The organism is Photorhabdus asymbiotica, from assembly GCF_003634575.1.
In the GTDB taxonomy this organism is placed as follows: Bacteria; Pseudomonadota; Gammaproteobacteria; order Enterobacterales; family Enterobacteriaceae; genus Photorhabdus; species Photorhabdus asymbiotica.
Genome location: NZ_RBLJ01000002.1, coordinates 938,493 through 952,450, shown reverse-complemented (window position 1 = coordinate 952,450; position 13,958 = coordinate 938,493). Strand labels below are relative to the sequence as shown.

Here is a 13,958-nt window from a genome sequence, read left to right as displayed (position 1 = left end):
GAAAGTAGAGCACGGGTGCGTCTGCGAAGCTGACTATCGGGTCCCCTTCGTCTAGAGGCCTAGGACACCGCCCTTTCACGGCGGTAACAGGGGTTCGAATCCCCTAGGGGACGCCACCTTGCGGGACGACGGGTGAAAGGCGTGGTCGTTGATGTATCTTTAAGCGGATTTTAAGAATCGGTTTAGCGATATAAGCTCTTTAACAATCTGGAACAAGCTGAAAAATTGAAACTGTTGATAATATCACCGAGGTATTATTGACGAGTCTCTCAAGCTGCACAATCCGAGACAGTTTCGGGTTGTGAGGTTAAGCGAATAAGCGTACACGGTGGATGCCTAGGCAGTCAGAGGCGATGAAGGACGTGCTAATCTGCGAAAAGCGTCGGTGAGCTGATATGAAGCGTGATAAGCCGGCGATGTCCGAATGGGGAAACCCAGTGCACTGCGGTGCACTATCATTAACTGAATCCATAGGTTAATGAGGCGAACCGGGGGAACTGAAACATCTCAGTACCCCGAGGAAAAGAAATCAACCGAGATTCCCCCAGTAGCGGCGAGCGAACGGGGAGGAGCCCAGAACCAGCATCAGCCTGCACATCAGAGGAACGGCCTGGAAAGGCCGGCGAGAGAGGGTGATAGCCCCGTACTCGAAGGTGTGTGGGGTGTGAGTTCGATGAGTAAGGCGGGACACGAGAAAGCCTGTCTGAATATGGGGGGACCATCCTCCAAGGCTAAATACTCCTGACTGACCGATAGTGAACCAGTACCGTGAGGGAAAGGCGAAAAGAACCCCGGTGAGGGGAGTGAAAGAGACCCTGAAACCGTGTACGTACAAGCAGTGGGAGCCCCACCACCAAAGCGTTTCGCTTTGTGTGGTGCACAAAATGCGTAACGGCATCACTGATGCGCGGTTGGCGGAGCGGTAGCGACGCCCAACACAACAATCAAGCAGTGGAGCGTTTTGGGGTGGGGTGACTGCGTACCTTTTGTATAATGGGTCAGCGACTTATATTCTGTAGCAAGGTTAACCGGATAGGGGAGCCGCAGGGAAACCGAGTCTTAACTGGGCGAAATGAGTTGCAGGGTATAGACCCGAAACCCGGTGAGCTAGCCATGGGCAGGTTGAAGGTTGGGTAACACTAACTGGAGGACCGAACCGACTAATGTTGAAAAATTAGCGGATGACTTGTGGCTGGGGGTGAAAGGCCAATCAAACCGGGAGATAGCTGGTTCTCCCCGAAAGCTATTTAGGTAGCGCCTCGTGTATTCATCTTCGGGGGTAGAGCACTGTTTCGGCTAGGGGGCCATCCCGGCTTACCAACCCGATGCAAACTGCGAATACCGAAGAATGGTATCACGGGAGACACACGGCGGGTGCTAACGTCCGTCGTGAAGAGGGAAACAACCCAGACCGCCAGCTAAGGTCCCAAAGTCATGGTTAAGTGGGAAACGATGTGGGAAGGCCCAGACAGCCAGGATGTTGGCTTAGAAGCAGCCATCATTGAAAGAAAGCGTAATAGCTCACTGGTCGAGTCGGCCTGCGCGGAAGATGTAACGGGGCTAAACCATGCACCGAAGCTGCGGCAGCGACACGTAAGTGTCGCTGGGTAGGGGAGCGTTCTGTAAGCCGTGGAAGGTGGCGCCGTGAGGCCTGCTGGAGGTATCAGAAGTGCGAATGCTGACATAAGTAACGATAAAGCGGGTGAAAAACCCGCTCGCCGGAAGACCAAGGGTTCCTGTCCAACGTTAATCGGGGCAGGGTGAGTCGACCCCTAAGGTGAGGCTGAAAAGCGTAGCTGATGGGAAACAGGTTAATATTCCTGTACTGAATGTGACTGCGAAGGGGGGACGGAGAAGGCTAGGCCATCCGGGCGACGGTTGTCCCGGTTTAAGCGGGTAGGTGGGAGGAGCAGGCAAATCCGCTCTTCTGTGAACACTGAGGCGTGATGACGAGCCGCTACGGCGGTGAAGTGGTTGATGCCCGGCTTCCAGGAAAAGCCTCTAAGCATCAGGTCATATTGAATCGTACCCCAAACCGACACAGGTGGTCAGGTAGAGAATACTCAGGCGCTTGAGAGAACTCGGGTGAAGGAACTAGGCAAAATGGTGCCGTAACTTCGGGAGAAGGCACGCTGGCATTAGGTGAAGGAGTTGACCTCTGGAGCTGAAGCCAGTCGCAGAGACCAGCTGGCTGCAACTGTTTATTAAAAACACAGCACTGTGCAAACACGAAAGTGGACGTATACGGTGTGACGCCTGCCCGGTGCTGGAAGGTTAATTGATGGGGTTAGCCGCAAGGCGACGCTCTTGATCGAAGCCCCAGTAAACGGCGGCCGTAACTATAACGGTCCTAAGGTAGCGAAATTCCTTGTCGGGTAAGTTCCGACCTGCACGAATGGCGTAATGATGGCCAGGCTGTCTCCACCCGAGACTCAGTGAAATTGAACTCGCTGTGAAGATGCAGTGTTCCCGCGGCAAGACGGAAAGACCCCGTGAACCTTTACTATAGCTTGACACTGAACATGGAGCCTTGATGTGTAGGATAGGTGGGAGGCTAGGAAGTGTGGACGCCAGTCTGCATGGAGCCGACCTTGAAATACCACCCTTGAATGTTCGATGTTCTCACTTGGGCCCGTGAACCGGGCTGAGGACAGTGTCTGGTGGGTAGTTTGACTGGGGCGGTCTCCTCCCAAAGAGTAACGGAGGAGCACGAAGGTTGGCTAATCACGGTCGGACATCGTGAGGTTAGTGCAAAGGCATAAGCTGGCTTGACTGCGAGAGTGACGGCTCGAGCAGGTACGAAAGTAGGTCTTAGTGATCCGGTGGTTCTGAATGGAAGGGCCATCGCTCAACGGATAAAAGGTACTCCGGGGATAACAGGCTGATACCGCCCAAGAGTTCATATCGACGGCGGTGTTTGGCACCTCGATGTCGGCTCATCACATCCTGGGGCTGAAGTGGGTCCCAAGGGTATGGCTGTTCGCCATTTAAAGTGGTACGCGAGCTGGGTTTAGAACGTCGTGAGACAGTTCGGTCCCTATCTGCCGTGGGCGTAGGAAGATTGAAAGGGGCTGCTCCTAGTACGAGAGGACCGGAGTGGACGCACCGCTGGTGTACGGGTTGTCATGCCAATGGCATAGCCCGGTAGCTAAGTGCGGGAGAGATAACCGCTGAAAGCATCTAAGCGGGAAACTTGCCTTGAGATGAGTCTTCCCTTGACTTGAGTCACGGAAGGAACGTTTAAGACGAAGACGTGGATAGGCTGGGTGTGTAAGTGCAGCGATGCATTGAGCTGACCAGTACTAATGAACCGAGCGGCTTAACCTTACAACGCCGAAGGTGTTTTGGTGTCAGAAGACAGTGGACAGCTGTCAGAAGAGAGATGAATTTCAGCTTGTTCAGAGATTGGTTCCGGTGGTTGCGGGAGAGAGCGTCGCAACGGTCGGAGTAAAACAGAATACGCCTGGCGGCGATAGCGCGGTGGTCCCACCTGACCCCATGCCGAACTCAGCAGTGAAACGCCGTAGCGCCGATGGTAGTGTGGGGTCTCCCCATGCGAGAGTAGGACACTGCCAGGCTTGAAATTAGCGTTTTGTGTTGTGGTAGCAACATAGGACACAAGGAATTCGGTGGTGCGGTAGTTCAGTTGGTTAGAATACCGGCCTGTCACGCCGGGGGTCGCGGGTTCGAGCCCCGTCCGCACCGCCACCTTATCTAGGGGCGTAGTTCAATTGGTAGAGCACCGGTCTCCAAAACCGGGTGTTGGGAGTTCGAGTCTCTCCGCCCCTGCCAATTACAAATTAAAGTAATAATTAAAGTAGTTCCTGATATTGATAACCCAGCTATATTTAGCTGGGTTTTTTCTTATGTATGCTCTAGAGACGACGTATATGGTCTTGATGAGGCTATCATTTATATAGATTAATAACGTAAATTATCAGGATTATATCCTACTGTTATTGAAAATTGTGATGTATAGCTAATCCCATAGCTTTATGTTGAATGAGTTGCGGAGAAAGTTCATCAGCGATTGAATTAATTAACCCGAATTCTGTTTAAGACATCACTGGCAAATCGTCTTCTGAGTAGAAAACTTTCAGTGATGGTTTTTTTAATTTAAGGCAGTAAGCAATCACACCACCTAAAACGGTCAACAGAAATCCTGTTATACTTCGGTGGAGCGAATGCTCTATTTGAGAAAGGGTTTTTAATTGCCCATTAATCGTTTCGATGATAAAACGCCTTGATAACATGATTTTATCCCACTCTGCCAGCATACGCGCTTTCATGTTACGACGTTTCTGCGTGATGAAAGTGACACCCGTTTTGGCCAAATCGTCTGCCAGTTCCTGGCTGAGATAACCTTTATCTCCATAGAGAGAACCCGTTAATTCTTTTGTTAATTCGCGAACCGGTTCCCGATCATCCACATTACCCGCAGTCACTTTCAGCGCCAGAATTTCACCCAGAGGGTTAACAACCAGGTGTAACTTGAAGCCGTAAAACCATCCCATTGAGGTTTTTCCTCGTTTTGTGCTCCCTTCAAAAAACCTAATGACGGGCAATGCGGATGTTATGGCAAATACGCAAACTTGTGGAATCAATAAAAGCAATGCCAGTTGGTTTCCCTTTTAATTTAATTGAGTCAGATAACTGCACAATGGCGCTAAAACGGAAGGCGCGACACGAATAAAACAGGTATAGCAGAGCAAGGCGGGAAAATCCTTGTGGTGATATTTCCAAAGATGCTCCAGATAAAAATGTTTAAAATCCCGGTAATGTGACAGATGAAAGAGGATCAGGATAGCCATGATTTCACTGGGATACATGCGACCTTGTCGGCGGCGTAGACGGTATCCGTTATCAAGACAAAACTGCGTCCACAGAGGGATGAAAAAACGGCAAAAATCGTCGACATCGCAGAAAATTTCCACTAACTTATCCATAGCCTGTTCCTCCCCGGAGCTGTTTTCGGCGTTCACCAAAACTTTGCTCCCGGAACAGGCTTCTCGTCAATTTTTTATCCAGAACTCAGGTTAATTATGATATTCAAATTAGTGGCTTCATCAGTATTGAGTTTTAGATAGCATTGGATCTGTGTGTTTATGCTTATTAGTTGCATAAGAGTCAGTTCTCTAATTCTATTGGGTGCAGAGATGATATTTATTCGGCTCATTTGCAGGGTAACTATAAGGGGCTTAGTGGTAACATACTGACCCGAACTGATATTGCTCTTGTGTCATGTGGGCACGGATTTGTTTCTTTCGAGCTAACCATGCGACAAATTTGTGTTTGAGCTCTGGGGGTATAATAGTTGTCTTGTCATAGTGACTTTGTTTTCGTTGATTGATTTGAAAACAAGGTGGACAAATACATATTTGCTCATTAAATGAAAATAGATTTATTTTGCATAAAATGTTCCTTAGCCATTTATTGAGGTGTTTATGACAGGTATTTTTAATAGCTGCTGGATGAGTGTTTGCTGATCATTCTTTTGTAACCATATGGCGTATAATGGGCGTTCAATCAGTTCAGTATTTAGGTAAGAAACAAGTTCTGAATATTCATTTTGCCAGTGTATTGGTAAAAAGGCGGTTCCTCTTACACTATTAAGTAGTTGACGGGTTACATGTGCTGAAGTGGTTGTGATGATGGGTAATTGCTCACTTTTCAAAATTCGTTGTTCCTGATGATGGAAATCAGCTCCCCATTCTAGTTTGATGTAATTTTTAACTTGGTATTTCAGATTTTCTTCTGTCGTTAATAATTTCAGGTAGATATTCCCTAACAGTAGGCTCTGGAACTCATCCATTTTAGGTAGTTCTGTGGTTATTAGTAGATCTAACTCACGTGAATGAAGTTGTTTTATAAGAGATTGCCGTGTAGAAACCCGGGATTCCAATCTTAATTCCTGATGTTTTTTATAGAAATCCTGTAGCCAAGGTGTTAGATAAGCTTCCCATAGTGATGCGGTAGCGCCAATTGTTAATTCAGTATGCTGAGAGGCATGTGTTATCTCTTTTTTAGCCAACTGCCAGGTATTCATCAGTGATTCAGCATAGGGAACAAGGCGTTCACCAGCTGCTGTGAGACGGATGTTATTGCGATGACGAGTGAAAAGATTAACACCTAATTGATTTTCTAATTGGCGTATGCGAAAGCTGACTGCTGATTGTGTTAAGTACAGTGATTCGGCTGCTCGACCAAAGTGACGAGTTTTACTGACTTCCAGAAAGGTTTTCAGTAATTCAGTATCCACATATATCTCCAATAATTTTTATCGTTAAGATTTAAATTTTTTGTTTTACAGAACGTCGGGCCTATCTAATACTCCGCGCCATAATTGGCATGATAGTAACAGTACTAGAATTAGGAGTGTGTCAGATGGCTGAAAGCTTCATCACGACTAATCGTTTTTTTGATAACAAACATTATCCTCGCGGGTTTTCCCGTCATGGCGATTTCACCATTAAAGAGGCGCAATTACTAGAGCGCCATGGCTATGCGTTTAATGAGTTAGATCTCGGTAAACGTGAGCCTCAAACAGAAATAGAAAAACTGTTTGTTGCTGTTTGCCGGGGTGAGCGTCAGCCTGTAACAATGGAAGAAAAAGTCTGGACTAAGTATCTTGCAAGGATTAGTCGTCCAAAGCGTTTTCATACTCTTTCCGGTGGCAAGCCTCAGGTTGATTCTTCTGATGACTATACCGACACTGATGATTAATATCATCACAAGTTATGAGTACAAGGGGCTTTGCCCCTTTTATTTTTAACCTGATTGCTTTTGTAGCTGTATTAATAATCTGTCCATACTACGGTAGCTTAAGGCTTCCATGATATGTGGCTTTTCTATCTCTTTTTTTTCTTCTAAGTCGGCTAGTGTCCGGGATGTTTTTAGAATTCGGTGCCATGCTCGGATTGAAAGCCCTAGCTTTACAATTGTTTCCTCCAGAAATACTGCATCGTTGGGTTTAAGTTTGCAAAATGATTCTGTTTCTTTACTGTTCAGATGAGCATTAATTTTTCCACAGCGTTTCAATTGTATTTCTCGTGCTGTCATAACTCTTAATTTTATATCTTTGCTACTTTCGCCCGATCTAATTGGGCTACTTAATGTGCCAATAGGTAACAAGGGGACCTCAATTGAGAGATCAAAACGATCTAAAAAAGGTCCGGATAGTTTTGCCAAGTATCGAAGGATTTGTTGAGGATTACTTCGATTATGAATTCCTTGATGGTAGCCTGTAGGACTGGGATTCATTGCTGCTATCAATTGAACTTGTGCAGGAAAGCAAACTTTTGCTCTGGCCCGGGATATGATGATTTCCCCTGATTCCAATGGTTCCCGGAGGGCATCAAGGACTCTGCGTTCAAATTCAGGCAGTTCATCCAGAAACAGCACTCCATTGTGAGCAAGCGAGATTTCACCTGGTTTAGGAAGTCCGCCTCCGCCAACTAGTGCTGCCATTGAAGAGCTGTGATGAGGCGCTCTGAATGGACGTGTATGCCATTGTTCAGGTGGAAGGTAGGTGTCCATTAGGCTATTGATAGCAGCAACCTCGAGGGCTTCTTTGTTTGTTAATGGCGGCAATAAGCTACATAGGCGGCTTGCCAACATTGTTTTTCCTGTCCCAGGTGGGCCTAGTAGTAAAAGATTATGTCCACCTGCTGCTGCGATTTCTAGTGCACGTTTTGCTTGTTCTTGACCAATAATATCCTGTAGATCCGGTTGTGATTGTTCTGTTGAAAATTCATGTCTGACCGGTGCTGTTAGTAGTTGTTTTTCTCCATGAAGAAAGTGGCAGATATGTAAGAGGTGTTCTGCCATTAAGGTTTCATTCTGAGATAATATTGCCAGCTCAGTCTCGTTTTCTATCGATAGAATAAGTTGTCTTCCTGCCTCTTTTGAGCTGAGCGCTGCTGGAATTGCGCCAGTTACTTTCCGTAAGCTTCCTGATAGAGCGAGTTCACCAAGAAATTCGTAATGATTCAGTTTATCGGTAGGTATCTGTTCTGAAGCTGCCAGAATAGCGATAGCAATTGGCAAATCATAACGACCACCTTCTTTAGGCAGATCTGCTGGGGCAAGATTGATTGTGATTCTTTTAGGTGGATAAGTAAATCCGCTGTTGATCAACGCGCTTCTAACACGATCTCTGGCTTCTTTGACAGCTGTTTCAGGCAAGCCGACCAGAGTTAATCCAGGTAAACCATTACTAATATGAGCTTCAACAGTAACAATGGGTGCCTGAATACCAATAGTCGCTCTGGTATAAATAACAGCGAGGGCCATCCTGTTCTCCTTAATTATAAAACGCATATGATGGCTTGAAATTAGATAATAAATAGTGCCTTGTTATTTTTTTGCGAGACGGCTCTGAGAAATATTTTTCGAAGTGGTTATAAAGTTATTTTGTAAAAAATAATTCACAAGTGATTTTTAATTAACTTATTGATTTTATTTGTTTTGTTTTGTTGGCTTATGATGTTGATGATTATATCTATTATTTTTGTGAGATTTGTTTATTCTTTAAATAATGTTAATGAATTGATTTTTTAGTGAATTTGCATATTTAAACTTTTAGCTAATATATTATTAATACGGTAATTAAAGTTGGTATTTTATATAATTATGCTTTATTAATAATTAGAGATTTTTGTCACGCAGGTGATTAATAATAAGATATTTATCCGATAATAGTTGAATGATTTGATTTTCTTATTTATTTCTTATGGATTATTTTGTTCTTATCTAAAATTAGTTGGTTTTTCTCACTTAAGGATGACTATTTTATGGGTAAATAATTTGGGGTTTGGTTATTTTATTGAAAATAAAAGATATTTCTTAATGTGAAGTAAAAAAATAAAATAAATGTTGTTTAGTTATGAAGAACATGGTAACTCTTAAATATACGTAAAACAAACGAGTTAAACGACCAGAATTATGAACGCATTCATCCAAGTGATTAGCCTAGTTATCGTCAGCGTGGTGGTGATTATTATCCCACCGTGCGGGGCTGCACTTGGACGAAGACAGGCTTAGATAAACAGCCAGATCTCTCGAAGACCCCCGCACCGAAAGGCGCGGGGGTTTTTTTTCGGCAGGTGAAAATCAAGCAGAGGCAAAAACATACATATAGAACAAAATTTTGTCTCACAGGGTAAACACAGGGGATATGAAAAATGAATGGGGCGCAGTGGGTTGTAAAAGCATTACGAACGCAGGGAGTTGATAAGGTTTTCGGTTATCCTGGTGGTGCGATCATGCCGGTTTATGATGCTTTATACGATGGAGGTGTGGAACATTTGCTGTGCCGACATGAACAGGGGGCTGTTATGGCCGCTATCGGCTATGCGAGAGCCAGTGGTAAACCGGGAGTTTGTATCGCTACATCGGGACCGGGAGCAACAAATTTAATCACTGGATTAGCTGATGCATTGTTAGATTCTGTTCCTATTGTGGCTATCACCGGTCAGGTGAGTTCTGAATTTATTGGAACTGATGCCTTTCAGGAAGTTGATGTTTTAGGTCTTTCCCTTGCTTGCACCAAACATAGTTTCTTAGTGGATTCCTTGGAAAATTTGCCTCAAATTATGGCGAAAGCTTTTGCTATTGCGACCAATGGTCGACCTGGTCCGGTTTTGATTGATATTCCTAAAAATATTCAACTGAAAGAGGGGAGTTTGACTCCATATTTAGTTCCTGTTGAGCAAGAGATACTCTGTCCGGAAAGTGAGTTAGAACAGGCCCGGAAGATGATTGCCGCTGCAGTAAAACCAGTGTTGTATGTTGGTGGCGGTGTCGGTATGTCTCAGGCAGTCTCTGTTCTGCGTGATTTTGTTGCAGAAACGGGTATGCCAGTTGTTTCCACGTTGAAAGGTTTAGGTGCCGCTGATGCAGGACATCCATATTATCTGGGAATGCTTGGGATGCATGGCACGAAGTCTGCAAATTTGGCGGTTCAGTCATGTGATTTATTGATTGCCGCAGGTGCTCGTTTTGATGATCGCGTGACTGGCAAACTCAACACTTTTGCGCCAAATGCAAAGGTTATTCATCTGGACATCGACCCGGCAGAGTTAGGTAAATTACGCCAGACTCATGTGTCGTTACTCGGAGATTTGAAGGCATTATTACCTCGTTTACAGCAGCCATTATCAATTATGTCTTGGCAACAAGAAGTTCAGCGTATGAAAGTTGAATATTCTTGGTGTTATGACCATCAGGGCGAGAGCATCTATGCGCCTTTGTTACTAAAACAGGTTTCAGATCGTAAAGTGTTAAACACGATTGTTACCACTGATGTTGGGCAGCATCAGATGTGGACTGCTCAGCATATGACCTTTGACAGACCTGAAAATTTCATTACATCCAGTGGGTTAGGAGCAATGGGACTTGGTATCCCTGCTGCAATTGGCGCTCAGATTGCCCGACCGGAAGACATGGTGATCTGTGTATCTGGGGATGGTTCTTTCATGATGAATGTTCAGGAATTGGGGACAATTAAACGCAAACAACTACCAGTAAAAATTTTACTGCTGGATAACCAGCGATTGGGGATGGTGCGGCAGTGGCAGGAGCTGTTTTTTGATAAACGATATAGCGAAACAATACTAACAGATAATCCTGATTTTGTCGCATTAGCGAAAGCTTTTGATATTCCTGGGCAACATATCACTGAAAAATCACAGGTTGATGAAGCCCTGGATACATTTTTCAACAGTAAAGGACCATATTTACTACAGGTATCCATCGAAGAATTAGAGAACGTTTGGCCGTTGGTTCCTCCCGGTGCAAGCAATGAAACTATGTTGGAGAAATCGTTATGATGCAGCATCAACTTGCAATCCAGGCTCGTTTCTGCCCTGAAATATTAGAGCGTATCTTACGAGTAACGCGCCATCGTGGATTTCAGATATGTTCAATGAATATGGATCAAACAATGGATGGCGATAATGTTAATATCGAATTAATTGTTGCCAGCCAAAGACCTGTTAATTTGTTGTCTTCGCAATTGACTAAATTAGTGGATGTCGCTGGTGTCAAGATCCTGCAACAAAAATCACAACTAATACGTGCATAATTGTAGAAGAAATAAGGAATAAGAGAATGACGAAGCAATCCGATTATATTTGGTTCAATGGTGAGATGGTTCCTTGGGCAGATGCTAAAGTTCACGTCATGTCCCATGCTTTACATTACGGTACGTCTGTTTTTGAGGGAATTCGCTGTTATGACTCTCATAAAGGACCTGTCGTTTTTCGCCATCGTGAGCATATGCAGCGTTTACATGATTCTGCAAAGATTTATCGTATGCCTCTGAGTCATAGTGTCGATGAGTTGATGGAAGCTTGCCGGGCAACTCTTCGTAAAAATAATTTAGTCAGTGCTTATATACGTCCACTGGTCTTTATTGGTGATGTTGGCATGGGTGTTAATCCACCCGCTGGTTATAAAACTGATGTCATGATTGCGGCTTTTCCGTGGGGGGCTTATCTCGGAGAAGGAGCACTGGATCAAGGAATTGATGCTATGGTTTCTTCATGGCACCGTGCAGCACCAAATACAACGCCAACTGCGGCTAAAGCAGGTGGTAACTATTTATCTTCTCTTTTGGTTGGTAGTGAAGCTCGCCGTCATGGGTATCAGGAAGGTATTGCATTGGATGTTCATGGTTATATCTCTGAAGGTGCCGGTGAAAATCTATTTGAAGTAAAAGATGGCATACTGTTCACTCCGCCATTTACTTCATCTGCACTGCCAGGGATTACTCGTGATGCCATTATTAAACTAGCGAAAGACTTAGGGCTGGAAGTACGTGAACAGGTGCTGTCGCGTGAATCTTTGTATCTGGCTGATGAAGTGTTTATGTCTGGTACTGCGGCTGAAATCACACCAGTTCGTAGTGTTGATGGTATTCAGGTTGGCATTGGTAAATGTGGGCCTGTCACTAAGAAAATCCAGAAAGCGTTCTTTGGCTTGTTTAATGGCGAGACAGAAGATAAATGGGGTTGGTTAGATCCAATAAACTCTTAATAGAACTATAAATAATTTACAGGCGGTTCGTTCCCCGCCTGTTTGTTTTGATAACACGGGAGTGAAAAATAATGCCTAAGTACCGTTCTGCCACCACGACCCACGGCCGTAATATGGCCGGGGCCCGCGCGTTATGGCGTGCGACAGGGATGACCGATGCAGATTTCGGTAAGCCGATTATTGCAGTAGTTAACTCATTTACTCAGTTTGTCCCAGGACATGTTCATTTACGGGATTTGGGTAAATTAGTTGCTGAGCAGATTGAAGCATCAGGTGGTGTTGCAAAAGAATTTAATACAATAGCGGTAGATGACGGTATCGCAATGGGGCATGGTGGTATGCTCTATTCTCTGCCATCACGTGAATTGATCGCCGATTCCGTCGAATATATGGTGAATGCTCACTGTGCTGATGCCATGGTGTGTATTTCCAATTGTGACAAAATCACGCCGGGAATGCTGATGGCGGCAATGCGCTTGAATATTCCGGTGATTTTTGTTTCCGGTGGCCCCATGGAAGCGGGTAAAACTAAATTGTCGGATCAGATTATCAAACTTGATCTGATCGATGCGATGATCCAAGGCGCAAACCCTAATGTCAGTGATGAAGATAGTCATCAGATTGAACGATCAGCTTGCCCAACCTGTGGCTCCTGTTCAGGAATGTTTACTGCTAATTCCATGAATTGTCTGACAGAAGTGCTGGGTTTGTCTCAGCCGGGGAACGGCTCGTTGCTGGCGACTCATGCAGATCGCAAGGAGCTATTTCTAAACGCGGGCAAACGTATTGTTGAGCTGACTAAGCGCTACTATGAGCAAGATGATGACAGTGCTTTGCCGCGTCATATTGCAACGAAAGCCGCATTTGAAAATGCGATGATGTTGGATATTGCAATGGGAGGTTCAACTAATACTGTGCTTCATTTACTGGCTGCAGCGCAGGAAGGGGGAGTTGATTTCACTATGGCGGATATTGACCGTTTGTCTCGTCAGATTCCTCATCTATGTAAGGTTGCACCAAGTACACAAAAATACCATATGGAAGATGTCCATCGTGCTGGTGGTGTGGTTGGTATTTTAGGTGAGTTGAATAGAGCGGGTCTGTTGAATTGTCAGGTTAAAAATGTTTTGGGTTTGGATTTGCTACAAACGCTTAATCAATATGATGTGATGCAGACGGCAGATGAATCGGTGAAGAAAATGTATTCAGCAGGTCCGGCGGGTATCCGTACTACTCAGGCTTTTTCACAGGATTGTCGCTGGCCTTCTTTGGATACAGACCGTGCAGAAGGTTGTATTCGTAACATTGAACATGCATATAGCCAAGATGGTGGCCTGGCGGTTTTGTTTGGTAATTTGGCTGTGGATGGTTGTATTGTAAAAACCGCGGGGGTTGATGAGGGTAGCTTGGCGTTCCGTGGGCCAGCCAAAGTTTATGAAAGCCAGGAAGATGCAGTTGATGCGATTCTTGGGGGAAAAGTTGTTGCTGGTGATGTAGTCGTCATTTGCTATGAAGGGCCAAAAGGTGGACCAGGAATGCAGGAGATGCTGTATCCGACGACTTATCTAAAATCTATGGGGTTGGGTAAAAGTTGTGCATTGATCACTGATGGTCGTTTCTCTGGTGGTACATCTGGTTTGTCTATCGGCCATGTTTCTCCAGAAGCGGCTAATGGTGGCCTAATCGGTTTGGTTCAAGATGGCGATATTATTGATATTGATATTCCACAGCGGAAAATTTGGCTTGATGTAGATGAGAGTACCCTTGTTGCCCGTAAAGAGTTGGAACTCGCTTGCGGTGATAAAGCGTGGACTCCAAAATCCCGTAAACGTCAGGTATCTTTTGCTTTGCGAGCTTATGCTTCATTAGCGACTAGTGCGGATAAAGGGGCTGTTCGTGATAAATCTAAGTTAGGGGGATAG

At 45.0% G+C, this 13,958-nt stretch carries 8 protein-coding genes, 3 tRNA genes, 2 rRNA genes and 1 pseudogene; 11 read left to right on the top strand and 3 right to left on the bottom strand.

Annotation, left to right across the window (positions count from 1 at the left end):
• Positions 1 to 40 precede the first annotated feature (40 nt).
• The 5 genes from BDD30_RS11185 to BDD30_RS11165 all read left to right on the top strand — a co-directional run bounded on the left by BDD30_RS11185 (position 41) and on the right by BDD30_RS11165 (position 3,792).
• Positions 41 to 116: transfer RNA gene (locus BDD30_RS11185), tRNA-Glu, on the top strand.
• A 189-nt stretch (positions 117 to 305) separates the two neighbouring features.
• A 23S ribosomal RNA gene (locus BDD30_RS11180) occupies positions 306 to 3,327 on the top strand.
• A gap of 135 nt (positions 3,328 to 3,462) precedes the next feature.
• Positions 3,463 to 3,578, top strand: a 5S ribosomal RNA gene (gene rrf / locus BDD30_RS11175).
• Between the two features lie 53 nt (positions 3,579 to 3,631).
• Positions 3,632 to 3,708, top strand: a tRNA-Asp gene (locus BDD30_RS11170).
• Positions 3,709 to 3,716: 8 nt separating this feature from the next.
• Positions 3,717 to 3,792, top strand: a tRNA-Trp gene (locus BDD30_RS11165).
• Between the two features lie 263 nt (positions 3,793 to 4,055).
• Here BDD30_RS11165 and BDD30_RS11160 read toward each other — a convergent pair.
• Positions 4,056 to 4,946, bottom strand: a pseudogene (locus BDD30_RS11160) (IS982 family transposase).
• Between the two features lie 476 nt (positions 4,947 to 5,422).
• Entirely contained in the window at positions 5,423 to 6,259 is an 837-nt protein-coding gene (gene hdfR, locus BDD30_RS11155; RefSeq protein ID WP_041382562.1) for an HTH-type transcriptional regulator HdfR, read from the bottom strand.
• Positions 6,260 to 6,384: 125 nt separating this feature from the next.
• Here hdfR and BDD30_RS11150 point away from each other — a divergent pair, with 125 nt between their 5' ends.
• Complete coding sequence (locus BDD30_RS11150) at positions 6,385 to 6,723, top strand: MaoP family protein (RefSeq protein ID WP_015836242.1); 339 nt, start codon at positions 6,385 to 6,387, stop codon at positions 6,721 to 6,723.
• 45 nt (positions 6,724 to 6,768) lie between these two features.
• Here BDD30_RS11150 and BDD30_RS11145 read toward each other — a convergent pair whose 3' ends face one another.
• Complete coding sequence (locus BDD30_RS11145) at positions 6,769 to 8,292, bottom strand: YifB family Mg chelatase-like AAA ATPase (RefSeq protein ID WP_041382560.1); 1,524 nt, start codon at positions 8,290 to 8,292, stop codon at positions 6,769 to 6,771.
• Between the two features lie 651 nt (positions 8,293 to 8,943).
• Between BDD30_RS11145 and ilvL the strand changes: the two genes are divergently transcribed.
• The 5 genes from ilvL to ilvD all read left to right on the top strand — a co-directional run bounded on the left by ilvL (position 8,944) and on the right by ilvD (position 13,958).
• Positions 8,944 to 9,042 (top strand): ilv operon leader peptide, encoded by a 99-nt coding sequence (gene ilvL / locus BDD30_RS11140; RefSeq protein ID WP_071823768.1) that lies wholly within the window; start codon positions 8,944 to 8,946, stop codon positions 9,040 to 9,042.
• Positions 9,043 to 9,182: 140 nt separating this feature from the next.
• Positions 9,183 to 10,829, top strand: coding sequence for an acetolactate synthase 2 catalytic subunit (gene ilvG, locus BDD30_RS11135; RefSeq protein WP_015836240.1), 1,647 nt, complete (start codon positions 9,183 to 9,185; stop codon positions 10,827 to 10,829).
• Positions 10,826 to 11,083 carry an acetolactate synthase 2 small subunit gene (gene ilvM / locus BDD30_RS11130; protein ID WP_015836239.1) on the top strand — a complete coding sequence of 86 codons (258 nt, stop codon included), beginning with the start codon at positions 10,826 to 10,828 and terminating at the stop codon, positions 11,081 to 11,083. The genes ilvG and ilvM overlap by 4 nt, the downstream gene beginning before the upstream one ends.
• Positions 11,084 to 11,109: 26 nt before the next feature.
• Positions 11,110 to 12,036: a branched-chain amino acid transaminase gene (locus tag BDD30_RS11125; protein ID WP_015836238.1), complete on the top strand. Its 927-nt coding sequence runs from the start codon at positions 11,110 to 11,112 to the stop codon at positions 12,034 to 12,036.
• A gap of 71 nt (positions 12,037 to 12,107) precedes the next feature.
• Positions 12,108 to 13,958: a dihydroxy-acid dehydratase gene (ilvD, locus tag BDD30_RS11120; protein ID WP_015836237.1), complete on the top strand. Its 1,851-nt coding sequence runs from the start codon at positions 12,108 to 12,110 to the stop codon at positions 13,956 to 13,958.